This is a genomic window from Shewanella cyperi (assembly GCF_017354985.1).
GTDB lineage: Bacteria > Pseudomonadota > Gammaproteobacteria > Enterobacterales > Shewanellaceae > Shewanella > Shewanella cyperi.
On the sequence record NZ_CP071501.1, the window covers coordinates 1,696,452 to 1,718,932 of the forward strand.

Consider the following 22,481-nt stretch of genomic DNA (forward strand, 5'->3'; position numbering starts at 1 on the left):
TCGTCTGCAAACCTTCATCGGGGATCCCCATAAGTGCAGAGCGGCAAACCTACCCGCAGTGAACTCAAACGCCAGGCCATACTGGATGCCGCCAGACAGGCGTTCCAGCAGCAGGGCGTGCAGGGCACCAGCATGGATGCCATCGCGGCCCTGGCCCAGGTATCCAAGCGTACCGTGTACAATCATTTCGCCACCAAGGAAGCCCTGGTGTTGGTGCTGATAACCGAAGTCTGGCACCGGGCCAATGCGGATCTCGGGGTGAAGTACCGGGCCGATGCAGCCCTTAAACCCCAGTTATTGCAAATGGCCAAGGCTCAGGTTGAGCTTATGAGTCGACCCGATTATCTGGAGCTGGTGCGGGTGGGCTTTGGCCACTTTCTGTTTCACCCGGAAGGCATGCGGGAGCAGATGAAAAATACCGATATGACGGATAACGCCATTGGGCGCTGGCTCAAAGCGGCGCTGGCGGATGGTCGGCTCAAGCCCATGGACGTGGGCGAAGCCATGGGGCAGTTGTCGGCCATGCTGAAGGGCGCGGCCTTTTGGCCGCAATTGACCCGCATGAGAGAACCTCTGACCAGGGAAGAGCAGCATAAGGTGGCCGAGGCCGCCGTGGACATGTTCCTCAATTATTATCAGGTTTGAATTTCACACCGATAAAAAATGCCGCAGTTGACTGCGGCATTTTTGTTTTCAGCCCTAAGCCACCTTCTTCAGAAGGTGGATTATTTACAGCGGCATTGTTGTTTAAGGCTATTTTGCCCGCATCAGCACCAGTATCAGCACCAACGGATGCGGGTGGTGAGGCAGTGGCGCTCGCCCGGCGCCAGCTCCAGCGCATCTTCCAGCACATTAGCCGCTTCCAGACACACCATGGTCAGGTAATCCTCATCATTGAAACGGGCAAGACGTTTGGACTTGTCTATCCAGGGATTCCACAGCACCGCCGAGTGGCTGTGTTCGCGGGACACCTCTATGGTGCCATCTGTGGTATGCAGCTGCTGCACCGGCCCCAGTTGGGTGTAGACCCGGTCGGTTTCTCTATCGAAGTGCACTTCATCGCCGTCCTGGGCATAGGGGCCCTCACCGAACTCGATATAGCGGGCACCGGCAAAACCCGTGGCCCGCAGGGCATTGATATCGGTAATGGGGAAATAGCTGTGCAGCGCCTGGGTGATGCGCACCGGCTCCTGGCCCAGATTGCGGTTGATAAGGCTCACCGTCAGGCTCTCGCCGAGCAGAAAATGCAGTTCCACCTGGGTGTCGTGGGGCCAGAAGCGGCGGTCGGTCTCCTGTATCTCCAGGCCGAATGCCAGCGCCAGCACTTCGCCTTGCCACTCATGGGACAACAACTGCCACTCCCGGGTGCGGGCAAAGCCGTGTTGGGGAAAGCCGTCGCGGCCATCCATGCCGAACCAGGGCCAGCACACGGGAATGCCGCCGCGGATGCCATTGCCGGGACTGTAGTCATCGGCATCTGAAACCCACAGCAAGGGCGCCTTGCCGGTGGGAATGAAGGAGTCTATCTGGGCGCCCTGGAAAAAAATCCGCGCCTGACACAGAGCGCTTTCCACCTGCAGATATTCCAGGCCGTTGGGGTGTTGGTGACGGGACAGCTTGCCCATTAGAAAATCCTCCCGGGATGAGATGCTTGTCTGGCTTAGGTAATTGGCTGCCAGCATAACGGTTTTTTGCTGTGGGGATAAGCGCTTGAACGGCCTGATTTGCGAGCGGCCTGTTCGCAGCGGCAAACAGCTCAGCCTTGGCTGTCTTTGCTTACTTTAGTTAAGTGCAGCAGGCGATTGTTGGCGGGCATGGCGTGATCCTGCACAAGAGCAAAGCCGGCAGTATCCGCCAATTGCAGTATCCATTCAATATCGCGGATGCCGCTGGCGCTGTCCCTGGCCTTGAGCCAGGCATCGAAGTCGCGGTTGCTGGCACTGGTATAGTTGCCGCCATAGTTGAAGGGGCCGTAGATACAGAGTTGACCGGCGGCGCCAAGCACTCGTCCTGCTCCGGCAAAGAAGCATTCGACCGAAGCTTTGTCCATTATGTGCAGGGTGTTGGCGCTGAAGATGCCATCCACTTCCAGTGCTGGCCAGGGGCCGGTGACATCCAGCACCAGGGCCTTGGACAGACGCCCCCGGCCTTCCAGGGCGAGGCGGGCATTGAGGGGGCTAAGATTGCCCATGTCACTGCACTGCCAGTTGATATGGGGCAGGGCGGCGCTGAAATACACCCCGTGCTGTCCCGTGCCCGAGCCAATTTCCAGCACCCGGGTCACAGAGGCAAAGCTGTGTCTCAGCACCTCAAGGATCGGCGCCTTATTGTTTTCACAGGCCTGGGAGAAGGGTAGCTGGCTCACGGCGCGGCTTTCTCGTCGGCTACCACGCTGGCATTCTCACTGGCAATAATGTCGCGAATGCCGTGGGGATGCAGCTTGATGCAGACCTTGTCATCACTGAAAGCCAAAGTGGGGTTGGCAAGGCGCTCATGCTCACCCTGGGGGGAGCTGGCCTTGATGCGCAGTGTTCCCGGGGCTTTAATGCGTTCTGCCACAGTGGGTAGCGCCTGTCCGAGGGCCGCTTCGAGGGCATCGCAGTCGGCTGCCTTGCAGGGGAACACCAGTTCTATATGTTCCCAACCTTCTTTCGGGTAATGCTTTTCGCCGGGGAAGGGTAGTTCGACACAATCGATGGACCAGGGGCCCAGTTGCAGTGGTTCGTCCAGGGCTATGATAAGGATTGGCCTGCCGTTTATCAGGTTATTGCTGATGACAGTGCCTATGGCCTCAAATTCCTGCACCAGCGCCTCGGCAGCCGTCGTGCTGTTGACCCGTAGCGCCACATGATCGCAGTGCCAGCCTTGGGCTGTGTCCATCAGGTCGAGGGATTGTGCCAGGGCTTGAATATCATCGGCAAAGGGCTGCCAATCTCTTTGCAGTTGGGCCAGAGTCAGAGACATGGGCACTTCCTCAGGGCCAGATTTCTATCGGCGTACCTTCGTCTATCACCTGCCAGAGTTCATCCATCTCCGGATTGGTGAGGGCGATACAGCCATTGGTCCAGTTATAGAGCTGGGCCTCTTCAGGACTCAGTTCCGAATTGGGGTTTTGGCCGTGGATCATGATCTGGCCGCCGGGCTTGAGCCCCAGGGCCTTGGCCCGCAGCAGATCTTCTTCATTTGGGTAGGAAATATGTATGGCGCGGTAAAAGGCGCTGTTGACCTTTTTATAATCCAGCCGGTAACGCCCCTGGGGGGTGCGTTGATCCCCTTCCTTCAGTTTATGGCCGGTGGGATTGTCACCCATGGCGATATGAAATTGCTTAAGCAGCTTGCCCTTGGCAAACAGCTTGAGGGTATATTCCGATTTATTGACCACCACCAGATCGGCCTTTTGGCCCGGGAGCCTGGAAGAGGCCGCTACCTGGGTGGCAAACAGCAGGGGCAGCATGGCAATGAACAGGGTACGAAACATGGACTCTCTCTGGGCAAAGGCCTCCTGGGCCGGTTGGGATGATTGTAACCATAAGCCGCTTTAAGGTGAACCGGGCGCATAATCTTTTTGAGCTTGCCCGGCCGCCATGGCAAACTGGGCGCTCGATCACATTAAGCCACTGAAATGTCAGTTGCCATGACCCCTATGGCCGACAAGCGACCGGTGAAGGTGCCGCCCATCAGAAACCCGGGCGGTTAACAGTGCAGGACAGTCAATGACAGAGCAAATTCCCGAGCCCCAGGAATCGCAGTTTAAACGCCAGCTGCGGATCATCATATTCGGCACAGATACTCCCGCCGGCCGCTGGTTCGACATAGGGCTGATTATCTCCATCATAGTCAGCGTGATGCTGGTGCTGCTGGACACAGTACAGTCGGTCAACAGCCGCTATGGCACACTGATCCATGTGCTGGAGTGGTGTTTTACCTTGTTGTTTAGCCTGGAGTATGGCCTGAGGTTGTATTGCAGTGCCAACAAGCGCCAATATGCCTTGAGCTTTTACGGTCTGGTGGACTTGTTGTCGATATTGCCCAGCTACCTGGCCATATTGTTGCCCGGCACCAATCTGGCACTGGTGGTCAGGGTGTTGCGACTGTTCCGGATTTTCCGGGTCCTCAAGCTGCTGCGGTATCTCAGCGAGGGCAACCTGCTGCTGCGGGCCATGATGCAGTCCAGTCGCAAGGTGTTTATCTTCTTCTTTTCGGTGAGCCTTATCATTATGGTGCTCGCCGCCATCATGTACCTGGTGGAGGGGCCGGCCAGCGGCTTCAGCTCGATTCCCAAGTCCATTTACTGGACCATAGTGACCATCACCACTGTCGGTTACGGTGATATTACCCCCAAGACGCCGCTCGGGCAGGCCATCGCCGCCTTTACCATGCTGTTGGGTTATTCAATCATTGCCATCCCCACAGGCATACTGACGGCGGAAATTTCCCAGGAAATGGGCCATAGACGGGATCTGCGTCGCTGTGACAATTGCCTCAAAACGGGGCATGAAGCGTCAGCCCAATATTGCAACCAGTGTGGCAGTGAACTGCCACAGGAAATCTAAGGTAACCCCATGGCCCACGCCAAGTTTGTCGAAGGCTCGATTCTGCGTCACATATTGGTGATGAGTTCCACCGCCGCCATCGGCATTTCCGCCCTGTTCGTGGTGGATCTGCTGGATATCTTTTTCCTGAGCATGCTGGGGGAGCACGAGCTGGCAGCCGCAGTGGGCTATGCCGGTACCATCAGTTTTTTCACCACCTCCATAGGTATTGGCCTCGCCATCGCCCTGGGGGCCCTGGTGTCCCGTGCCATAGGTGCACGGCAGGTGGAGCAGGCCAGGCGACTGCTGCTCAACTCGGGTCTGGTGACCCTGATAGTGGCCGTGTTGGTGTCCGTGCTGGTGTGCCTCAATATTCCGGCCCTGCTGGAGTTGGTGGGGGCCAGTGGCCATACCGCTGAGCTGGCGGCCAGTTATCTCTATATTCTGGTGCCGTCTTTGCCGCTGATTTGTCTGGCCATGGCCATGGGGGCCGCACTGCGGGCCGTGGGTGATGCCAAGCTGTCCATGGTGTCGACCCTGGTGGGCGGCGGCGTTAATGCGGCGTTGGATCCGCTGTTTATCTTTTTACTGGCCATGGGCATCGAGGGCGCCGCGGTGGCCTCTGTGCTGGCACGCCTGTCGGTGCTGTTGGTGGCAGGGCACGGGGTACTTGTTAAGCACGGCCTGCTCGGTCGCTTTGACTGGCAGGCATTTCGCGCTGATCTCGGGCCCATCTTTGCCATCGCCGGTCCCGCCATGTTGACCAACGTGGCCACTCCCATAGGCAATGGCTTTATGACCCGGGCGGTGGCCGAATTCGGTGATGCCTATGTGGCGGGCTGGGCCGTGGTTGGCCGGGTGGTGCCGGTGGCCTTTGGCATGATCTTCGCGCTTTCCGGCGCCATAGGTCCCATAGTGGGGCAAAATTTCGGCGCCGGTCGTATCGACCGTCTCAGGCAAATCCTGACCCAGTCCATTCTCTTTTGTACTGTTTACGTGCTGGCCATGTCACTGCTGCTGTTCCTGCTTAAAGATGCGCTGATTGGGGCCTTTGAACTTGGGGTTGAATCGGCGGAGTTTGTGCGCTTCTTTATGAGTTACATAGCCGTGTTCTTTGTCTTTTCCGGCATGCTGTTCGTGGCCAATGCCTCGTTCAACAACCTGGGTAAGGCCAAGTACTCCACCTTCTTTAACGTGGGCAAGGCCACACTGGGAACCATTCCCTTTATTTGGCTGGGGGCCAAGTGGGGTGGGATTTACGGGGTCTTGCTGGGGCAGGTGGCAGGGTCAGTGCTGTTTGGTATTGCGGGTGTGCTGACTGCCTACGCTCTGGTAGGCAGGATTGCCGCCGGGCACGCGGCTGAGCACACTGAAGCGGCGGAGGAAGTGCCGGTGTCGGTGACGCCGCTATCATCGTCCTGCACCCAAATGGCGCAGCTGACCGAAGAGCAGGACTGTGTCGGCGCCACCGCCGCCACCGAGCTGCCGGGATCGCGTCAGGAAGCCTGAGCTCAGGCGTCGGGCGCGTGTTCGCTCGACGCGGCTTCAGCCTGGTTTTGTGCTGCTTCGGCGGCTTCCAGCGTGGCGCGTTCAGCCTTGGAGATGTAACGCTCCTTGGCACCGACCTTGGGCTTTTCTTTCTTGTTGTCCCTGGCTTTGGCACGCTTGGCCAGTTTTTTGATGATGGCTTGTCTCTTGTTCATGGTATCGATCTACTGTGCGGGCCGCGCCCATGGCGGCCAAAAAGAGGCGGCATTCTACCCCAAAGCGGCCGCCGGGGCGACTTTTTGGGCGCCCGCTCGCGAAAATTGCCGTCGTTACCCTGTTGTTCTGGTCAAGTACCCGGCACTTGGGTATACAGGTAAGCCTTGATTTCTCAGGAGTAATACCATGACGCCCATGTCATCCATTTCCTTTTTCGAACGCTTCGAAGCGGATATTCTCAGCGGCCGCAAGACCATCACAATGCGGGACGAGTCTGAGTCGGGTCTGGTGCCGGGACAGGAGCTGCCGGTCGTTACCTTTGAACAGGGGCGTTGGTTTTGCGATATCCGCATTCTGGCGGTCACGCCGCTGGCGTTTTCTGAATTGGATGAGGAGCATGCCCGGGCGGAAAACATGTCACTGCCCGAGCTTAAGCTTTTGATTGGTGAGATTTATCCCGGGTTGGAACAGCTGTATCTGATACGCTTTGAATTGCTCAAGGGCTGAACCGGCTCAGCCTGGCTCAAGCTTGTTAAACCTTTCAGCCTTGTGATGCCCTTCAGCCTTGAGATGTCCTTCAGCCTTGCGATGTCCTTCAGCGCTGTGATGTAAAGTGGCGCCTGTCTTCTTCGCTGGCGCCTTCCTTGCATTCGCCGCGGATCTCGGCCCTGTCACTTTCCACCAGGCGGCTGATCTCTATATAGCCATCGCGGCAATAGCCGTTCATTTTCAGGGTGTTGGCCAGGCCCAGTTCAACCTGCTGCTCCCATTGCTCCAACGTGTTGTCCTGATCTTGGCGCCCTGTTTTTTGCTGTGGATGCTGTTGCGCAGGTCTTATCGGGGCGTTTTGAGTTTCCCCGCCACTGCGCATCAGGCTGTAGGTGAAGAGTTTCAGACCATTGGCGCGGATATCCTGCTCGAATTTATCCCTGACCTTGCCAATCAGGGCATCATTGCGCTCCGGCAGACCTTTGCCTTTGGCGCAGCCTTGCAGCAACACTGGCAGAATGGCGAGGATAAACAGGGATTTGACTTTCACAGGCACAATTTCCTTGGGTGAGAGCGCTGGATTGCATGATAATTCAAAAGCAAGAGTAATGGCTTAGGCCACAGATTGGAACCCTCTCCCATGGTGGAATTTTGGCAACAGACCCTCAGCGGTATTCATTGGCAGCTCAATGGTGCCATGTTGCTTGCCTGGTGCGCTGCGGCATTCTGGCTTTGGCTGATCTGGCCCGCGGTCGAGTTACGTCTTTGGCTGGGAGACAGGGCGGCACAGCGGCGCACCCTGGTGGCGCTGCTGGCCGTAACCGCGTTGTGGTTGATGCACGCCAGCGTGCAGCCGGCGATGCAGCTGCATTTCCTGGCCCTGGTGACCCTGATGTTGATGTTGGGCTGGCGTCTGGCTTCAGTGCTATTGCTCTTGCCGGCAAGCTTCTATTGTCTGCTGGTGCTCAAGTCACCGGCGGAGCTCGGCGCCCTGATGTTGCTGGGGTTCTGGTGGCCGCTGTTTATCGCCTTCGTATTTTACAATCGTTGTTTCCACATTCTTCCCAAGCATTTGTTTGTGTTTATTTTTTGTGGTGCCTTTATCAACGCCGGTCTGTCACAACTCAGCCATGAGCTGCTATGGGGACTTTGGTTGTGGTGGGGCCGGGACTATCAGGTCGGGGTGATCTGGGACAATTACTGGCAGTTGGCGCCCTTGCTGGCCTTTCCCGAGGCCTTGCTCAATGGCATGGCGGTGACCCTGCTGGTGGTCTATAAACCGGAATGGCTGGCGGATTACTCGGACCGAGTCTATTTGTGGAATAAATAGTCTATGGAAGAAATAGTCTATGGAAGAAATGGCCTGTGGAAAAAATAGACAGTCTGTAGAAGCATGAGAAGGCAGAGCCCAATTCCCGGCATCAACAAAAGGCCCGACATTGTCGGGCCTTTTGTTGTTTTGGCTCAGGCATAGCGCTGTTGCAGGAATTGGATAATCTCCCCTGACTCATACAGCCAGCGCGTTTCGCCCGCATCCTCAATGCGCAGGCAGGGCACCTGTACTTTGCCGCCTTGCTGTTGCAACAGTTGTTTATGTTCGGCTTGTTTGGCATCCACCAGGGCTATGTTCAGCCCCTGGCGTTTCATGGCGCGGCGCACCTTGACGCAAAACGGACAGGCAGCGTACTGGTAGAGCGCCAGCGGCTTGGTTTGCTCATCGAGCTGGGCCTGCTGCTCGGGGGCGCGCTTGGGTGCCCTGGGGCTGAAAAGGGCATCGAACAGCAGAATGAGCCGTCCGAGCAGCCAACGAATGATTGCCATAGAAATTCCTTTAATTACACATAAAAAACCGGCCCATCTGGGCCGGTGGCAGTGTATCCGAATGGGGGACTATTACAAGGCGCTTTCTGGTTTCAAGAGTCTGGTTTCAATATTTCTGATTCAATAGAGCGCTTCACTCAGCGCCCAATTCAGTCTTTAGTCTGCGCCCAGCTCCAAAGTGACCCTGGCGCCATCCTTGGCCAGCTTGATGCGACTTTCCTTGAGGAATATTCGCTCCGGTGCCAGCTGGAATTGTTCCACCAGAGCTGCCTTGACCGCCTGCGCCCTTTGCTGTGCCAGTGCCCCCAAACTGTCGTCCGAGCGTGGCATGGCCTTGTGCTGCAGATTGTAGAGGGCGATGTGCCAACGCTTGTTGGTTTCCTCGGACAGGGCATCCGGCGCGTTGGCAAATTCGGCTTCGGTGGCCAGCTTGGCGGCTATGTCGGCCTTGAGCTGGGCCGCCCCCTGATTGTTCTGGTTGTCAAAGCGACTAACAAGGGCATCGGCCAGGGGGCCATCCACGGGCCAGGCATTGGCGCCAAGGGCTTCCGGCAGCTCAGCATCGCCTGCCATAGCTTGCAAATCCTGTCGCAGGGCCAGTTCGGCCAGTGCCGGGCCGTCAAGCTTGGGATCCACCTGGCCTTCGAGGGTGATCTTGAGTGCCGGCCTTGCGGTCAGGGCCTTGGTCAGGGCACCCAGCTTACCGGTTTGGGCATCACCAAGGTTTGCCATGCCGGGGGCAAAGGCCAGGCTGTCCAATTCCTCGTCAGAGCCCACCAGCGCCGCCAGCAGCGAGAAGGGGGCCGTGACCGCTTTGGTGATCAGATTGGTAAAGGCCTTGAGCACTATACCGCCGATGCTGAAGCTGGGGTCATCCAGTTCGCCCTTAACCTCAAGCCCGAGATCTATCACCCCATTGCTGTCCTGCAACAGGGCGATGGCCAGGGTCACGGGCAGGGAGGTGGCGAGATCGCTGTGGCTGGGCTCGCCCAGCTTGAGTTGATCCACCACCACATGGTTGCTGCCCACCAGGCGGTTGTTGTCGAGCTTATAGTTGAGCTCCAGCGTCAGTTGGCCCCTGTCTATGTAGTAACCGGCATAGGTGCCGGAGTAGGGATTGACCGAGGTCAGCTCCACGTTGCGGAACGACAGGTCGAGGTCCAGATAGGGCTTCTCCAGCAAGGGATTCATCTCGCCCTTGAGTACCACGGGGGCGTATCTGTCCACCTTGCCCTGGATATCAATGCTCGAGCGCACCTTGGGATCGCTCGACAGCTGGCTTATCTTGCCCTCCAGCAGCTCAATACCCGAGGCAAAGTGGGGTGTCAGTGAGTTGTCGGCGAAGAAGGCCGAGCCCTGATGGATATTGATCTCGGCTATGCTGATGGCCATGGGCCTTGCAGGCTCTGCCTCAGTGCTTGCCTTGGCTGGCTTGGGTGCTGTGGTTTCCGTGCCCTGGGACTCGGGCGCCTTCACCAGAAGATCGCTGATATTGGTGGTTCTGTCTTCGTGAATTATGATGCGGCCATAGGGCTCAAACAGGTCCAGCGAGGCAATCTCGATACTGTTGGTCGCCAGATCGATTTGCAGCCCGGCAACGTCGAGTTTTTGCCATTTCAGCAAGGGTACCTTAGCCCGGGTATCCAGCACTGCCAACTGTGTCAGCGTCGAGTTACCTTCAAACCGCAGCTGTCCTTCACCATTGAGCTTGAATTGACCAGCGATCCCCAATATTCCCTGCTGCAGATCCAACTGCACCAAGGGCTCCAGGTAAGGGGCAAACTGACTCAGATCCAGCCCGGCCAACTGCAGTTGCCCTTCGGCCTGGCGACTGTCCGGGTGCACTGTGGCGTTAAGGTTCAATGCCGCCTGCTCGGGTTTGTCATTGCGCCCCAGGTTCAGGGATGCGGCCAGGGTTACGGCCTGAGTCAGATCGCTGCCAAGGGCACCTGTCTCCAGCTGGATATCGCTGATGCGCCAATCCACAACCTTATCCGAACGGGTGGACTCATGGACAAGCAGCTCGCTGTTGCCCAGTTCAAACCGGTCAAGGCGCGCCGTCCAGGCGTTGTTCGCATCGGGTTCTATCGCCGACTGTGGCGCCTGTGCTTCTGTGGCGGCAGCCGCTACTGTGTCGCCAACTTGTTCTGTCGTCTCTGGCGCCTGTGATTGCCACAATCTTTGCAGCCCCAGGCCTTGTTTATCGAACGCGGTGGCGAGCTTGAGACCGTCGATGGCCAGCAGTTCGGCAGTGGCTTGCTTACGGGTCAGGGACATCCGGATACCGTCCAGCGCCAGGCTGGCAAGGCTCAGGGGCTCGCCGTCTGCGGGCTTGAGCGCCACATCGGACAACACCATCCGGCCCTTGCTGAATTCCACTTCGGGTTTGGCATCGGTACCCAGCGCCAGGGTCAGTTTACCTCCCAGGCTCAGGCGCGCACTTTGGGGTTCAAGCAACAGCTTGCCTTCCAGGGCCGGCCAGAATTTCAGCAATGATTGATTGGCGAGTTGGAATTCAACCTCGGCCCCGGGTTGATTCAGGTCAAAATGGCCATTCAAAGAAAACTGCCCCTGGTTGTCGTCCGCCAGATGCAGTTCAAAGCGGTTATGTTCGATATCGGCCAGGGCGGCCCGGCTGTCCAGAGCCATCAGGCTGAAATTGATGTCCGGATAGTGCAAATCAATACCGTGGAGCTGATCCGTCACACTGAATTGGCCGCGGCCAAGTCGCAGCCTGTCGATAACGAAGGCGGGCATCGCCGCTGGCGCTGTGTCTGTGGGGGGGGCATCATTGGTTGGCAGCAGGGAGCTGAAGTTAAAGCTGCCGTCGGCCCGTTGCAGCAAATGACCAAAAGGTCCATCCAGTTCCAGATTTGCCAGGGTGGGGGCGCCATTGAAGATGCTTTGCCACAGGGAAAAGTTGAGTCCGAGACGCTCAAACCCTGTGAAGGGGCTGCCGTCGGATTCGGCCAGGGCAAATTCCCGGGCCTCCAATTCGAGTGTGAACGGGTTAATGCTTAGCTGGGTGAGGCTGACCGGGCGGCCTGTGAGGTCGCTCAGCTTACCGGGTAGCATGGCACCGAGCAGTGCAGGCAGTGCCAGCCCCAGGAGGGCAGCATAAACCAGATAGCCAGACAGCAAATAGCCGGCGATACGCAGACTGCGTGGCAGCTTTATAAAGCGCTGCCACAGGGATTTTACGGGGGAAAACATTATCAAAAACCTTGATAAGACAAGCGGGTTCCAGAGTCTAAGTGTAACCAATAGCCCGGTAATTTACCTAGCTTATTTGTGTTTAATGCAGTGCAATTACTCGGCACAAACTCAATTAAAACAATCTCTTTTCTTGACATTAACCATTTGGGCTTTCATCTTGTGGCTGACATCAGCACCCGTCGGTATCCAAGGGACAAGCTCCAGGCAATGACACGTTTTATCCTCGATGACAGCAATTTTAACGCACTGCCCGGTGAGACAGTGTTGGCTGCCCTCAGGCGCCACGGCGCCAAAGTGAATTATTCCTGCACCAAGGGCCAGTGCCGCAGTTGCTTGTTGCAACACAAGGCCGGCCCCATACCCAGACAGGCTCAACGCGGCTTGGAAGCGGGATTGAAACAGGCTGGGCTGGTGTTGGCCTGCCAATGCCCGGCCAGGGATAAACTGGTGCTGGCCAGCCTCGACCATGCCTTTTACCAGGCTGCGGTCATAGTCGACAAGCAATGGCTCACCGACTCGGTGGTGCGGCTGGTGCTCAAACCCGGCACCCCCCTGCATTTTCGGGCCGGTCAATGTTTAAGCCTGCTGGTACCCGGCATGTTCAGCCGTACCTATGGCATTGCCAGTCGTGAAAACGCCGAGACCCTGACCCTGCACATAAGGCGCAAACACAATGGCAAACTCAGCCACTGGCTGTTTCACGAGGCCAAAGTGGGAGAGCAATTGCAGCTCAGTCAGCCCTGGGGTGAGTGCTGCTACCGTGCCGAATTCGTTGAGGATGAATTGATAGTGGTGGCCGGTGGCACAGGTATAGGGCCGGCGGCAGCCATAGTGGAGGAGGCCATGGCTTCGGGCCACAGGGGCAAGATTTACCTCTACCACCATGGTCGCAATCTGGAGGATCTCTATCTGCACCGGGAACTGCTCCGGCGGATGCTGGAGCGGCGGGAGTTGCACTATCAGGCACTGATCAGCAGTCGCAGCGAGGCCGACAGGATAGACAACAACAGAGTTATCCTGGCCGAACCCCAGGATATTGTGCCGGCACGCCACAGTCTGGAGCGCCATCAGAGGTTGTTTATTCTGGGGGAACCGGCCATGGTGGCTGCCGTCCGTGAGATGGCGTTTCTTGCTGCCTTGCCCATGGACCGTATCCATGTGATGGGCTTTGAATACCGGGATCTGCGCCGCAGCCCGCGCTGAAAGCACTCAGTCTTTGGGGTACCTGATGGCCCTTTGCCCTTGGGTTAGCTGATGGCTCTTAGCTCTTGGGGACGCTGATGGCTCTTGGTACTTGAGATATTAGTCCTTGAGGTAGCTGATGGCGGCAATCACAGCTCCCTGGGGATCCTCAAGCCAGCAAAAGCGGCCTATACCGGCTATGTCTTGCGGCCCATGGAGCAGTTTGCCACCGAGGCGGCAGGCGTTGGCGGCCACTTCGTCCACATCTTCCACAGTGATATAGCCGGTCCAGCGGGCAGGTCCCGTACCTTTGTCGGGGGCAATACCCCCTATGGCCTCACCGTGAATTTCTATGATGTGATAGGGACCATCCTGCAATTTGATGGTTTTGAATTGCCAGCCAAAAACTTGACTGTAGAAGCTCATGGACTGCCTGGGATCCCGGCTGGCGAGTTCGTGCCAACCCAGGGCTCCCGGAGTGGTAAAGGGCGAATTCATTGGGTTTTCCACTCTTTCCAAGGGTAAGATCAAGTGTAGCCTTTACGCCCGCATGTGGTTGTAAAATAGCACTTTACCACCGTCAAAAATATGTTAATGTTGCGCAATAACAACAAAATAATTCCGTCTATTCACTGAATGACACATGAGGGCACTGCCCATGGTCGTAGTATTAATTCAAGGATGAAGTATGCAGATACGTTTGGCTTCGGCTATCGATCTCGATAATCTGGTTCCCCTGTTTAACGCCTATCGTCAAAGTCTCGGACAAGCCTCGGATCCCCTGGCCGCCCGCGAGTTCCTTGGGGCCCGCCTGCGGGAAAACGATTCGGTGATTTTCCTCGCCCTGGACGAAAACAACGCCGTCGGCTTTATCCAACTTTACCCCTCTTTTTCATCTATCCTGCTGAAACCATTATGGTATTTTGACGATCTCTATGTCACGCCGGCCTATCGGGAGCAGGGCATAGACAAGCGATTGATCCAAAAGGCCCAGGAATTGGCCCTGGAGGCCGAAGTGATGGCCGTGCGCCGCACCCATGTCAGCGCCAGCACCTCGGTGGTGCTCGATGAGCACAGCGGCGATCGCACCGTCTATGAGCTGATGGGACCCGTCTGACCCGGCTCGACTCGTGCCTGAATTTTGCTAAAATGCCGCCATTTCAGCGAATTCCTGCAGGAGTATTCCATTGAACAAGAGCTTGTTAACCAATGGCCTGGCCGCCGCCATGACCGCCGGAGGCCTGGTGGCCCATCAGCCCCTGCTGTTGTCCGTCGGTCTGTTTTCCCTCTCGGGCGCCGTCACCAATGAATTGGCGGTGCACATGCTGTTCGAGAAGGTACCCGGCCTTTACGGCTCAGGGGTGATCCCGGCCCGCTTTGAGGACTTCAAGGCCGCCATCCGCAACCTGATGATGGAGCAGTTCTTCACCGACGAGAATATCGACCGCTTTCTGAGCAGTAATGCCGGCGACAGGGCGCTCGACCTCTCAGGTGTTATCGAGCAAATCGACCTGGGGCCGGCCTTCGATGCCCTGGTGGCTACCGTGGCCCAATCCTCATTTGGCGGCATGCTCGCCATGTTCGGTGGCACCGAGGCGCTGATGCCCATGAAAGAGCCCTTTGAAGAGAAGATGAAGGCTTCCCTGGTGGCCATATCCGGCTCCGAGGAGTTCCATGGCTTGCTGAAGGCCGAGCTGGAGCGGCCGGACATGCTCAAGGATCTCAAGGCCCAGGTGGAGCAGATAGTCCAGAGCAGGCTCAACGAGCTGACGCCCGAGTTGGTCAAGACCCTGGTGCAGCAGATGATCCGTGAGCACCTGGGTTGGCTGGTGGTCTGGGGCGGGGTGTTTGGTGGCCTCATTGGCCTTGTGGCCGGACTGTTGCAGGCGTAAGCTGATAAAAAGCCAGTCAACAGGGAATCAGTATGGCAAAACATCACAGTATCAATTACCTGGAGCTTCCTGCCCGGGATCTTGAAGCCACAAAAGGCTTTTTCAGCGCCGTATTCGGCTGGCAGTTTCAGGACTATGGCCCGGACTACAGCTGCGTTCTCGACGCCGGCATAGACGGCGGTTTCTTCCGTGCCGAGGCCGACTTCAATACCCAAAGGGGCTGTCCCTTGCTGGTGATTTACAGTGCCGACCTTGAGGTCACCGAGGCCAGCGTCGTTGCCAAAGGTGGCGAGATAATCAAGCCGGTCTTTTCCTTCCCCGGCGGTCGCCGCTTTCATTTCACGGATCCCAGCGGCAATGAATTTGCCGTCTGGTCGGAGTAAGCATGCCCCATTGCGTCATTGAATATTCGGCCAATGCCCTGGCCGCAGACCAGGTTACCGCGCTGACCGATGCCGCCCACGGCGTCATGCTGAGCTGTGGCCTGTTTGAGCCCGCCTCGGTCAAGAGCCGCGCCATTAAACTGGAGCATTTCAGGCTGGGGGAGCAAGACGGCAGCTTTGTCCATATCAGCATTGCCATCATGCCCGGGCGCAGTGAAGGGCAAAAGCAGGCGCTGTTGCAGGCCATGGACGAGGCGCTTGCGCCCTGGCTTGGTGATTGCAACAGCCTGACCATGGAAGTGGTGGAACTGGTGCAAAGCGCCTATTTCAAGCGACTGCGCCCCTGATGCTGAGCACCTGCTAATAGTGAGGCCCAAATGAATCGCCAATCCTTGCCTTCTCCCTGTGTGCGCAACTGCTGCCTCGACGAGGCCGATGTGTGCCTGGGCTGTGGTCGTACCCTGGAAGAAGTGCTGCGCTGGCACCACGCGGACCTGGCCGAGCAGCAAGCTATTCTGGAGCGGGCCCAATCGCGGCTCGCGAAGCGCCAGCTGGCACAGCCGCTGCAGGATTACTGATTGGCAGCTTCTGCAAAGTTTTAAATGGCTTAACCATGAAAAAGAGCACACCTTGGTGTGCTCTTTTGCTATTTAGCAGTGGTCAGTTGTACAGGGCCGTCAATAACTCTGGCTGTGCACCGAGCGCACCGCACGTCCTGAGGGGTCGATGATCCCCTGCAGACTGGCATCCCAGGCAAGCGCCTCGGGGGTGGAGCAGGCCACACTCTTGCCGCCGGGCACCGTCAGTGCCGCCGACTCCAGCGGGAACAGCTCTTCAAAGAAGCTGCGGTAGAAATAGGCTTCCTTGGTGTCCGGTGTGTTGTGGGGGAAGCGGAAGCGGGCGTTGGCCAGCTGCAGATCGTCCACCACAGAGGCGGCATGCTCTTTCAGGCCATCAATCCAGCTGTAGCCGACACCGTCACTGAACTGCTCCTTCTGGCGCCAGGCTACCTCGGCCGGCAGCTTGTGCTCGAATGCCTGCCTAAGAATATGCTTTTCAATCTTGCCCTTGCCCGACATCTTGGCCTGGGGGTTGAGGCGCATGGCCACGTCCATAAATTCCTTGTCGAGGAAGGGCACCCTGGCCTCCAGTCCCCAGGCCGCCATGGCCTTGTTGGCCCGCAGGCAATCGTACAGGTGCAGCTTGTCGAGCTTGCGCACCAGCTCCTCGTGGAAGGCCTGGGCGTTCGGCGCCTTGTGGAAGTAGAGATAGCCACCGAAGAGTTCGTCGGCCCCTTCGCCGGAGAGCACCATCTTGATCCCCATGGCCTTGATTTTGCGCGCCATCAGGTACATGGGGGTCGCGGCCCTGATGGTGGTGACATCATAGGTTTCCAGGTGATAGATCACTTCCTTGATGGCATCCAGGCCTTCCTGGAAGGTGAAGTTAATCTCGTGATGTATTGTGCCTATGGCATCGGCGACCTTGCGGGAGGCGGCCAGATCCGGTGCGCCCTTCAATCCCACGGCAAAGGAGTGCAGCTGAGGCCACCAGGCGTCGCTCTGGCTGTTGTCCTCGATACGCTTCTTGGCGAAGGTCTGGGTGATGGCCGAGACAATGGAGGAATCCAGACCACCGGACAGCAGCACGCCGTAGGGCACATCCGACATCAGCTGGCGCTTGACCGCTGCTTCCAGCGCCTGACGCAGCTCGTCGATGTCGGCACTGTTTTCGGCCACGGCCTGATAATCGCGCCAATCCCTTTGGTAATAACATTGGGGCTGACCTTGAACCGAGCAGTGGAAATGGCCGGGAGGGAAAGTGGCCACCTGGCGGCAAACGGGTATCAGGGCCTTCATTTCCGAGGCCACATAGAAGTTACCGGCGGCGTCGTGGCCTGTGTACAGGGGAATGATCCCCATGTGATCGCGCCCAATCAGGTAACTGCCCCTGGCCTTGTCATAGAGCACAAAGGCGAAGATGCCGTTGAGTTTATCGAGAAATTCAACACCGTATTCCTGGTACAGGGCCAGGATCACCTCGCAGTCACTGTTGGTTTGATAGCTGTACTTGTCACCCAGCTCGGCCTTGAGTTCCCTGTGGTTGTAGATCTCGCCGTTGACCGCCAGCACCAGACTGCCATCCTCGCTTAACAGTGGTTGGGCCCCGTGTTCTATATCGACAATTGCCAGGCGTTCGTGTGCCAGTATCGCCTGATCATCGGCGTAGATCCCTGACCAGTCAGGGCCGCGGTGGCGCAACAGCTTGGACATTTCCAGCGCCGTTTGCCTGAGGGCCTTGGCATCGCCCTGAATATCCAGAATAGAGAAGATGGAACACATGCTGAGACTCCCGAATCGACAATGATGCTATGGGCACACTGTGCCAGCATTTGCCGGGAATGCCAAACTTAAAATTAATGAAAAATCGTATTTATGACGGATTTGCGTGAATATATCAGCCGTGAAATGCCAATTAAAATAAATAAACTACAATAAAAGAGCGATAAAGATGATGAAAGACCATTTGGCGTGTCGCAATATGGCTGGGCATTGTTTTTTCTCCATTGGATTGGTGAAAAAATGCATGTTTGCTAAAAATAACCGTGGTTGATTGATTTTTACCCTGTTGCAGCCGGCATTTTGATGGAACATCATCGCCCAAATATCGTCGCCCAAAAAAACGCAGCCCGGAGGCTGCGCTGTTTTTATGGCTCAGCTTCTGACTCAGCTGGCGGGTCTGAGGCTGTGGAATTCACTGCCCTTGAGATAACCCGGTCTGTCGCTGGAGTCGGCCAGCGCCCTGGCTGTGCCATAGAACACCGCCATGTCTTCCAACGCGCCACTCAGATCCCAGTCTTCACGATAATGGTCACAGACGTTGTGGTAGCAGCCCTTCATCTTCAGCTTCATCTGCTCCTTGTAATCTGCGGTGACCTGATCCACAGGTTCATCACCGCCCCCGGCGAACACCGCAGGGACCCCGTACTTGGCAAAACTGAAATGGTCGGAGCGGAAGAAACCGCCTGAGGCAGGATTTCGGTCGCCCACAGCCTTGCGGCCCTGACGGGTGGCGGCCTCAATCAGATAAGTTTCCAGCTGCGACTGACCTTTGCCCACTATGGTGAAATCCTTGGTACGGCCATAGACATTGGTGCTGTCCATGTTGAGCACGGCAATGGTGTCTTTCAGTGGGAACAGGGGATTGGCGGCATAATAACGGGATCCCAACAAGCCTTGCTCTTCACCCGTGGTGGCGACAAAGGTCAGTGACCGGCGCAGCTTGTGACCCATGGCGGCTTCGCGGGCAAACTGGCGGGCGATTTCCACTATGGCGGCGGTACCCGAGGCATTGTCGAGGGCGCCGTTATAGATCTGGTCTCCCTCTTTGGTCTCGTCCTTGCCTATGTGATCCCAATGGGCGGTAAAGAGAATGTGCTCATTGGCGGCATCTGTGCCGGGCAGGGTGGCGACCAGGTTATAGCTGTCGCTGTAGCTGGCCTCATTGGCAAACTGGATATTGGCCTTGCCGGCCAGTGCGACCTGGGTTGGCGCCTTGGCGGCCTGCTGCATCAGGGCGGTGAGATCCTGCCCCTGCTGCGTAAACAGCTTGTTGGCAAAATCCAGCGTCATCCAGCCTTCCACCTGCACCCTGGCATCGCGCTCGGCCTTGGCAAGCACCAGATCCTGTTGGGGACCGGTCCAGCTGTTTTCCACCACAGACCAGGGGTAGGAGGCCGGCTCTGTGTCGTGGATTATAATGGCGCCCAGCGCCCCCTGACGGCTGGCCTCTTCAAACTTGTAGCTCCAACGGCCGTAGTAGGTCATGGCCTTGCCGTTGAATTTGCCCGAGTCCGGCGCGGCAAAACCCGGGTCGTTGACCAGGATCACGGCTATCTTGCCTTTCATGTCGAGACCGGCATAGTCATCCCAATCGTATTCAGGTGCCTTGACGCCGTAACCGACGAACACCAGCGGCGCATCCTTGATGTCGACCCCGCCGTTATCGTGGCGACTGCCGAGCACTATGTCCTTGCGATAGCTTGCCTGGAGTCCGGCGAGGCTGACGCTTTGGTTTTCGCTGGCGCTGTAGGTCACCATGGGCACGCTTTGCAGGAAGCTGCCCTGGTTGGCGCCCTTGAGTCCCATGGCCTTGAAGGCGGTGACCAGGTAATCCAGGGTCAGTTTTTCGCCCTTGGTGGTGGGGGCCCGGCCCTCGAACTCGTCCGATGCCAGTACCTTGATGTCGTTTCGGTAACGCGCCTCGTTAAATTGCGGCCCGGTTGAGGCCTCCTGATTGCCGGCATTGCTGCATGCACTGAGCAGTGCCAGCAGGGTGAGAGGTAACAAAGGTTTCATTGGGTTCCTGCTTTCTTATAGTTTTTTAATTAACGCTTGTAGGGTTGAAGCGGCCCCATAATGACAAAGGCCGCCTGCCCAGTACAAGGCAAACGGCCACTTTTGTGTGACTTTTTGTTTCCGAATTTGTTACAGCTCTGTTCGGCGGCAACGCTCAGCTAAACCACGTCAATGTCACCTGCGCAGGCAAACACATGGTTGGGCCTGAATGGCTCCCGCTCAATATCCTCCAGCTTGCTGACGCCGCTGGTGACCAATATGGTCTCCAGCCCCGCCTGGAAGCCCGCCAGAATATCGGTGCGCATGTTGTCGCCTATGATGACGGTATTGTCCGAGTGGCCGTTGATGTGATTCAGCGCCGAGCGCACTATCCAGCTGCTGGGTTTACCGACATAAAAGGGCATCTTGCCGGTGATCCGCTCAATGGGCGCACACAGGGCGCCGCAGGCGGGGCTGTACGCCGGGCCATGGGTGTCCGGATTGGTGGCGATAAAGCGGGCGCCGTCGGCGATAAAGCGGGCGGCCTTGTGGATCATGTCCCAGTTGTAGGAGCGGGTCTCACCGACGATGACAAAGTCCGGATTGATGTCGGTAATGGTAAAACCGGCCTTGTACAGTTCGTGGGTCAGGGCGCCTTCGCCAATGACAAAGGCCTTGCTGCCCTCCTGGTGTTTGAGAAAATCGGCGGTGGCCATGGCGGCGGTATAGAAGCACTCCTCCGGCACCTGGATCCCGGCGGCGCCGAGGCGGTTTTGCAGATCCTTGCCCGTCTGCACCGGGTAGTTGGTGAGGATCACCAAGGGATTACCCTGCTCAAGAATGCGGTGAATAAAGCGGTCGCTGCCTGGTACCAGCTTGTTATCGTGCAGCAATACACCATCGATATCACAGATAATATTCTTCATTGCAACGTCCTGATTTATAGCCTGGGGGCTGGGGTATTTGTGGCTCGGATCATGGAATACAGCCTAGCGTCAAAGTGCGTGAGTTATCAATGGCAAAGCAAGAAAAGCGGGGCGGGCGTAACAAAAGCAGCAAAAAGTGTCAGACATAAAAAAAGCGGCCGCAGCCGCTTTTTAATTCATCCAGATGGACGGGAGTGAGTTATCAGTCCGGCGCGTAGCCCATGGGACCGATGGCGTTGCCATCGAGCCAGGCCTTGCCGCCCTTCATGGCCAGCCGGCCATTGGCAAACCACTTCACCACCAAAGGATAGATGGCGTGTTCCTGTTCGTGAACCCGCTCGGCCAGCAGCTCTGGGGTGTCGTCTTCGTAGACGGGCACCTTGGCCTGCAGGATAACCGGACCTGCGTCCAGCTCAGGGATCACAAAGTGCACGCTGGCACCGTGCTCGGTTTCACCGGCCTCGATGGCACGCTGATGGGTATCCAGACCGGTGAATTTGGGCAGCAGCGAGGGGTGAATGTTAAGCATACGACCCAGGTAGCGCTCTACAAAACCGTCGGACAGGATCCGCATAAAGCCGGCCAGCACGATAAGGTCCGGCTGATAGCTGTCTATGATGGCGGCGAGGCGCTCATCGTAGTCGGCGCGCTTTTCACCCTTTTGGGCAATGACGCAGCTGGTATCGATTTGGGCATGGTGGGCGCGAATAAGGCCATAGGCCTCTGGCTTGTTGCTGATAACAGCGACCACCTCGGCATGCTGCTTGTCCTGACAGGCGTCAATGATGGCCTGCAGGTTGCTGCCATTGCCTGAAATCAATACCACTACACGACAGCTTGCAGCCATTTACACTATCTCCACTTGCTCTTCGTCACCGTTGCGGGCAGCGATGGCACCAATGTGCCAGGCTTGCTCACCTTCGGCGTTGAGCAGGGCGAGGGCCGCATTTACCTTGTCTGCTGGCAGGGCAACAATCATGCCCACGCCGCAGTTGAAGGTGCGGTACATTTCGTACTGTTCAATGTTGCCGGCATTCTGGAGCCAGGAGAACACTGCGGGCCACTGCCAGCTGTCACCCTGGATCACTGCCTTGCAATCTTCGGGCAGTACGCGGGGGATGTTTTCCCAGAAACCGCCGCCTGTGATGTGCGCCATGGCGTGAACCTCGGACGCTTCAATCAGCTTCAGCAGCGATTTGACATAAATTTTGGTGGGTTCCAGCAGATGCTGGATCAGCGGCTTGCCGTTGAGATCCTGCTGCGGATCGGCCTTGCTCACTTCCAGAACCTTACGGATCAGTGAGTAACCGTTGGAGTGTGGACCGCTGGATGCCAGGGCGATCAGGGCGTCACCGGCCTTGACCTTGGAGCCGTCGATGATGTCTTCTTTTTCAACCACACCGACGCAGAAGCCGGCCAGATCGTAGTCTTCACCTTCGTACATGCCGGGCATTTCTGCGGTTTCACCACCGATCAGGGCACAACCTGACTGGAAGCAACCTTCGCCAATGCCGTTGACCACGGCGGTAGCGATTTCCACATCCAGCTTGCCGGTGGCGTAGTAATCGAGGAAGAACAGTGGCTCGGCGCCCTGTACTATCAGGTCGTTGACACACATGGCCACCAGGTCGATACCGACTGTGTCATGCTTTTTGTAATCAATGGCCAGACGCAGCTTGGTACCCACGCCATCGGTACCGGACACCAACACTGGGTGCTTGTACTTGGTGGGCAGTTCACACAGAGCACCGAATCCACCCAGGTTGCCCATAACTTCGGGGCGACGGGTACGCTTTACAGCGGATTTGATGTTGTTGACCAGTGCGTTGCCTGCGTCGATATCGACACCGGCGTCTTTGTAGCTCAGTGGGGTAGGAGTGCTCACGGAGATCCTCTCGGGTACATCGTTATGGATTTTATGCGGGCGTATTCTAGCAGCTTGTGCAGGGGGTCGAAAGGAAAGTTTTGGTCAATCAGGCGTCTTTCCGGGGAGAGTTTC

The 22,481-nt window shown here is 57.2% G+C and carries 25 protein-coding genes; 11 read left to right on the forward strand and 14 right to left on the reverse strand.

What is annotated here, in order from left to right:
- The first annotated feature begins 33 nt into the window (after window positions 1-33).
- Window positions 34-645, forward strand: a complete 612-nt coding sequence (locus JYB84_RS07185; protein WP_207322737.1) for a TetR/AcrR family transcriptional regulator — start codon at window positions 34-36, stop codon at window positions 643-645.
- A gap of 134 nt (window positions 646-779) precedes the next feature.
- On the opposite strand, the gene JYB84_RS07190 is transcribed toward JYB84_RS07185, so the two are convergent.
- From JYB84_RS07190 to JYB84_RS07205, 4 genes are all read right to left on the reverse strand, one after another.
- Entirely contained in the window at window positions 780-1,625 is an 846-nt protein-coding gene (locus tag JYB84_RS07190) for a D-hexose-6-phosphate mutarotase (RefSeq protein WP_207322738.1), read from the reverse strand.
- Window positions 1,626-1,756: 131 nt separating this feature from the next.
- Entirely contained in the window at window positions 1,757-2,365 is a 609-nt protein-coding gene (locus JYB84_RS07195; protein WP_207322739.1) for a DUF938 domain-containing protein, read from the reverse strand.
- A complete protein-coding gene (locus JYB84_RS07200) occupies window positions 2,362-2,964 on the reverse strand; it encodes a VOC family protein (protein ID WP_207322740.1) in 603 nt (200 codons plus the stop codon). Before JYB84_RS07200 ends, JYB84_RS07195 begins: the two co-directional genes overlap by 4 nt.
- A 10-nt stretch (window positions 2,965-2,974) precedes the next feature.
- Complete coding sequence (locus JYB84_RS07205) at window positions 2,975-3,454, reverse strand: L,D-transpeptidase family protein (RefSeq protein ID WP_228289742.1); 480 nt, start codon at window positions 3,452-3,454, stop codon at window positions 2,975-2,977.
- Between the two features lie 259 nt (window positions 3,455-3,713).
- Between JYB84_RS07205 and JYB84_RS07210 the strand changes: the two genes are divergently transcribed.
- Entirely contained in the window at window positions 3,714-4,553 is an 840-nt protein-coding gene (locus JYB84_RS07210) for an ion transporter (protein ID WP_207322742.1), read from the forward strand.
- Between the two features lie 9 nt (window positions 4,554-4,562).
- Window positions 4,563-6,041, forward strand: a complete 1,479-nt coding sequence (locus JYB84_RS07215) for an MATE family efflux transporter (protein WP_207322743.1) — start codon at window positions 4,563-4,565, stop codon at window positions 6,039-6,041.
- Between the two features lie 2 nt (window positions 6,042-6,043).
- Here the strand turns inward: JYB84_RS07215 and JYB84_RS07220 are convergent, their stop codons facing one another.
- Window positions 6,044-6,235 carry a DUF2986 domain-containing protein gene (locus tag JYB84_RS07220; RefSeq protein WP_207322744.1) on the reverse strand — a complete coding sequence of 64 codons (192 nt, stop codon included), beginning with the start codon at window positions 6,233-6,235 and terminating at the stop codon, window positions 6,044-6,046.
- Between the two features lie 187 nt (window positions 6,236-6,422).
- On the opposite strand from JYB84_RS07220, the gene yqfB reads away from it, so the two are divergent.
- The gene (yqfB, locus tag JYB84_RS07225; protein WP_207322745.1) at window positions 6,423-6,743 is read left to right on the forward strand and encodes a N(4)-acetylcytidine aminohydrolase; all 321 of its coding nucleotides are present in this window, start codon (window positions 6,423-6,425) and stop codon (window positions 6,741-6,743) included.
- Window positions 6,744-6,831: 88 nt separating this feature from the next.
- Here the strand turns inward: yqfB and JYB84_RS07230 are convergent, their stop codons facing one another.
- The gene (locus tag JYB84_RS07230) at window positions 6,832-7,275 is read right to left on the reverse strand and encodes a hypothetical protein (protein WP_207322746.1); all 444 of its coding nucleotides are present in this window, start codon (window positions 7,273-7,275) and stop codon (window positions 6,832-6,834) included.
- 90 nt (window positions 7,276-7,365) lie between these two features.
- Between JYB84_RS07230 and JYB84_RS07235 the strand changes: the two genes are divergently transcribed.
- Window positions 7,366-8,055 carry a hypothetical protein gene (locus JYB84_RS07235; protein ID WP_207322747.1) on the forward strand — a complete coding sequence of 230 codons (690 nt, stop codon included), beginning with the start codon at window positions 7,366-7,368 and terminating at the stop codon, window positions 8,053-8,055.
- 134 nt (window positions 8,056-8,189) lie between these two features.
- Here JYB84_RS07235 and JYB84_RS07240 read toward each other — a convergent pair whose 3' ends face one another.
- Window positions 8,190-8,546 (reverse strand): glutaredoxin family protein, encoded by a 357-nt coding sequence (locus JYB84_RS07240; RefSeq protein ID WP_207322748.1) that lies wholly within the window; start codon window positions 8,544-8,546, stop codon window positions 8,190-8,192.
- 156 nt (window positions 8,547-8,702) lie between these two features.
- Complete coding sequence (locus JYB84_RS07245; protein WP_207322749.1) at window positions 8,703-11,759, reverse strand: DUF748 domain-containing protein; 3,057 nt, start codon at window positions 11,757-11,759, stop codon at window positions 8,703-8,705.
- A 210-nt stretch (window positions 11,760-11,969) separates the two neighbouring features.
- Between JYB84_RS07245 and JYB84_RS07250 the strand changes: the two genes are divergently transcribed.
- A complete protein-coding gene (locus JYB84_RS07250) occupies window positions 11,970-12,965 on the forward strand; it encodes a 2Fe-2S iron-sulfur cluster-binding protein (RefSeq protein ID WP_207322750.1) in 996 nt (331 codons plus the stop codon).
- Between the two features lie 99 nt (window positions 12,966-13,064).
- On the opposite strand, the gene JYB84_RS07255 is transcribed toward JYB84_RS07250, so the two are convergent.
- A complete protein-coding gene (locus tag JYB84_RS07255; protein ID WP_207322751.1) occupies window positions 13,065-13,442 on the reverse strand; it encodes a VOC family protein in 378 nt (125 codons plus the stop codon).
- Between the two features lie 190 nt (window positions 13,443-13,632).
- On the opposite strand from JYB84_RS07255, the gene JYB84_RS07260 reads away from it, so the two are divergent.
- From JYB84_RS07260 to JYB84_RS07280, 5 genes are all read left to right on the forward strand, one after another.
- Window positions 13,633-14,061: a GNAT family N-acetyltransferase gene (locus JYB84_RS07260; RefSeq protein ID WP_207322752.1), complete on the forward strand. Its 429-nt coding sequence runs from the start codon at window positions 13,633-13,635 to the stop codon at window positions 14,059-14,061.
- 70 nt (window positions 14,062-14,131) lie between these two features.
- Window positions 14,132-14,836 carry a DUF445 domain-containing protein gene (locus JYB84_RS07265; protein WP_207322753.1) on the forward strand — a complete coding sequence of 235 codons (705 nt, stop codon included), beginning with the start codon at window positions 14,132-14,134 and terminating at the stop codon, window positions 14,834-14,836.
- 32 nt (window positions 14,837-14,868) lie between these two features.
- Window positions 14,869-15,219 (forward strand): VOC family protein, encoded by a 351-nt coding sequence (locus tag JYB84_RS07270; RefSeq protein ID WP_207322754.1) that lies wholly within the window; start codon window positions 14,869-14,871, stop codon window positions 15,217-15,219.
- Between the two features lie 2 nt (window positions 15,220-15,221).
- Window positions 15,222-15,566, forward strand: coding sequence for a 5-carboxymethyl-2-hydroxymuconate Delta-isomerase (locus JYB84_RS07275; RefSeq protein ID WP_207322755.1), 345 nt, complete (start codon window positions 15,222-15,224; stop codon window positions 15,564-15,566).
- Between the two features lie 30 nt (window positions 15,567-15,596).
- Window positions 15,597-15,797 carry a DUF1289 domain-containing protein gene (locus tag JYB84_RS07280; protein WP_207322756.1) on the forward strand — a complete coding sequence of 67 codons (201 nt, stop codon included), beginning with the start codon at window positions 15,597-15,599 and terminating at the stop codon, window positions 15,795-15,797.
- Between the two features lie 99 nt (window positions 15,798-15,896).
- Here the strand turns inward: JYB84_RS07280 and asnB are convergent, their stop codons facing one another.
- The 5 genes from asnB to purM form a co-directional block, all read right to left on the reverse strand.
- The gene (gene asnB, locus JYB84_RS07285; RefSeq protein ID WP_207322757.1) at window positions 15,897-17,561 is read right to left on the reverse strand and encodes an asparagine synthase B; all 1,665 of its coding nucleotides are present in this window, start codon (window positions 17,559-17,561) and stop codon (window positions 15,897-15,899) included.
- A 384-nt stretch (window positions 17,562-17,945) separates the two neighbouring features.
- Window positions 17,946-19,577 (reverse strand): M28 family metallopeptidase, encoded by a 1,632-nt coding sequence (locus tag JYB84_RS07290; protein ID WP_207322758.1) that lies wholly within the window; start codon window positions 19,575-19,577, stop codon window positions 17,946-17,948.
- Window positions 19,578-19,735: 158 nt separating this feature from the next.
- Window positions 19,736-20,482, reverse strand: coding sequence for an HAD-IIA family hydrolase (locus JYB84_RS07295; protein WP_207322759.1), 747 nt, complete (start codon window positions 20,480-20,482; stop codon window positions 19,736-19,738).
- A gap of 202 nt (window positions 20,483-20,684) precedes the next feature.
- Complete coding sequence (gene purN, locus JYB84_RS07300) at window positions 20,685-21,329, reverse strand: phosphoribosylglycinamide formyltransferase (protein WP_207322760.1); 645 nt, start codon at window positions 21,327-21,329, stop codon at window positions 20,685-20,687.
- Entirely contained in the window at window positions 21,330-22,367 is a 1,038-nt protein-coding gene (gene purM, locus JYB84_RS07305; protein WP_207322761.1) for a phosphoribosylformylglycinamidine cyclo-ligase, read from the reverse strand. It abuts the gene before it with no gap.
- Between the last annotated feature and the right edge of the window lie 114 nt (window positions 22,368-22,481).

Coding starts and splice junctions, on each gene's coding strand:
- JYB84_RS07190 (WP_207322738.1), bottom strand. CDS start 1,625: ATGGGCAAGCTGTCCCGTCACCAACACCCCAACGGCCTGGAATATCTG.
- JYB84_RS07200 (WP_207322740.1), bottom strand. CDS start 2,964: ATGTCTCTGACTCTGGCCCAACTGCAAAGAGATTGGCAGCCCTTTGCC.
- JYB84_RS07205 (WP_228289742.1), bottom strand. CDS start 3,454: ATGCTGCCCCTGCTGTTTGCCACCCAGGTAGCGGCCTCTTCCAGGCTC.
- JYB84_RS07210 (WP_207322742.1), top strand. CDS start 3,714: ATGACAGAGCAAATTCCCGAGCCCCAGGAATCGCAGTTTAAACGCCAG.
- JYB84_RS07215 (WP_207322743.1), top strand. CDS start 4,563: ATGGCCCACGCCAAGTTTGTCGAAGGCTCGATTCTGCGTCACATATTG.
- JYB84_RS07220 (WP_207322744.1), bottom strand. CDS start 6,235: ATGAACAAGAGACAAGCCATCATCAAAAAACTGGCCAAGCGTGCCAAA.
- yqfB (WP_207322745.1), top strand. CDS start 6,423: ATGACGCCCATGTCATCCATTTCCTTTTTCGAACGCTTCGAAGCGGAT.
- JYB84_RS07235 (WP_207322747.1), top strand. CDS start 7,366: ATGGTGGAATTTTGGCAACAGACCCTCAGCGGTATTCATTGGCAGCTC.
- JYB84_RS07240 (WP_207322748.1), bottom strand. CDS start 8,546: ATGGCAATCATTCGTTGGCTGCTCGGACGGCTCATTCTGCTGTTCGAT.
- JYB84_RS07245 (WP_207322749.1), bottom strand. CDS start 11,759: ATGTTTTCCCCCGTAAAATCCCTGTGGCAGCGCTTTATAAAGCTGCCA.
- JYB84_RS07250 (WP_207322750.1), top strand. CDS start 11,970: ATGACACGTTTTATCCTCGATGACAGCAATTTTAACGCACTGCCCGGT.
- JYB84_RS07255 (WP_207322751.1), bottom strand. CDS start 13,442: ATGAATTCGCCCTTTACCACTCCGGGAGCCCTGGGTTGGCACGAACTC.
- JYB84_RS07260 (WP_207322752.1), top strand. CDS start 13,633: ATGCAGATACGTTTGGCTTCGGCTATCGATCTCGATAATCTGGTTCCC.
- JYB84_RS07270 (WP_207322754.1), top strand. CDS start 14,869: ATGGCAAAACATCACAGTATCAATTACCTGGAGCTTCCTGCCCGGGAT.
- JYB84_RS07275 (WP_207322755.1), top strand. CDS start 15,222: ATGCCCCATTGCGTCATTGAATATTCGGCCAATGCCCTGGCCGCAGAC.
- JYB84_RS07280 (WP_207322756.1), top strand. CDS start 15,597: ATGAATCGCCAATCCTTGCCTTCTCCCTGTGTGCGCAACTGCTGCCTC.
- asnB (WP_207322757.1), bottom strand. CDS start 17,561: ATGTGTTCCATCTTCTCTATTCTGGATATTCAGGGCGATGCCAAGGCC.
- JYB84_RS07290 (WP_207322758.1), bottom strand. CDS start 19,577: ATGAAACCTTTGTTACCTCTCACCCTGCTGGCACTGCTCAGTGCATGC.
- JYB84_RS07295 (WP_207322759.1), bottom strand. CDS start 20,482: ATGAAGAATATTATCTGTGATATCGATGGTGTATTGCTGCACGATAAC.
- purN (WP_207322760.1), bottom strand. CDS start 21,329: ATGGCTGCAAGCTGTCGTGTAGTGGTATTGATTTCAGGCAATGGCAGC.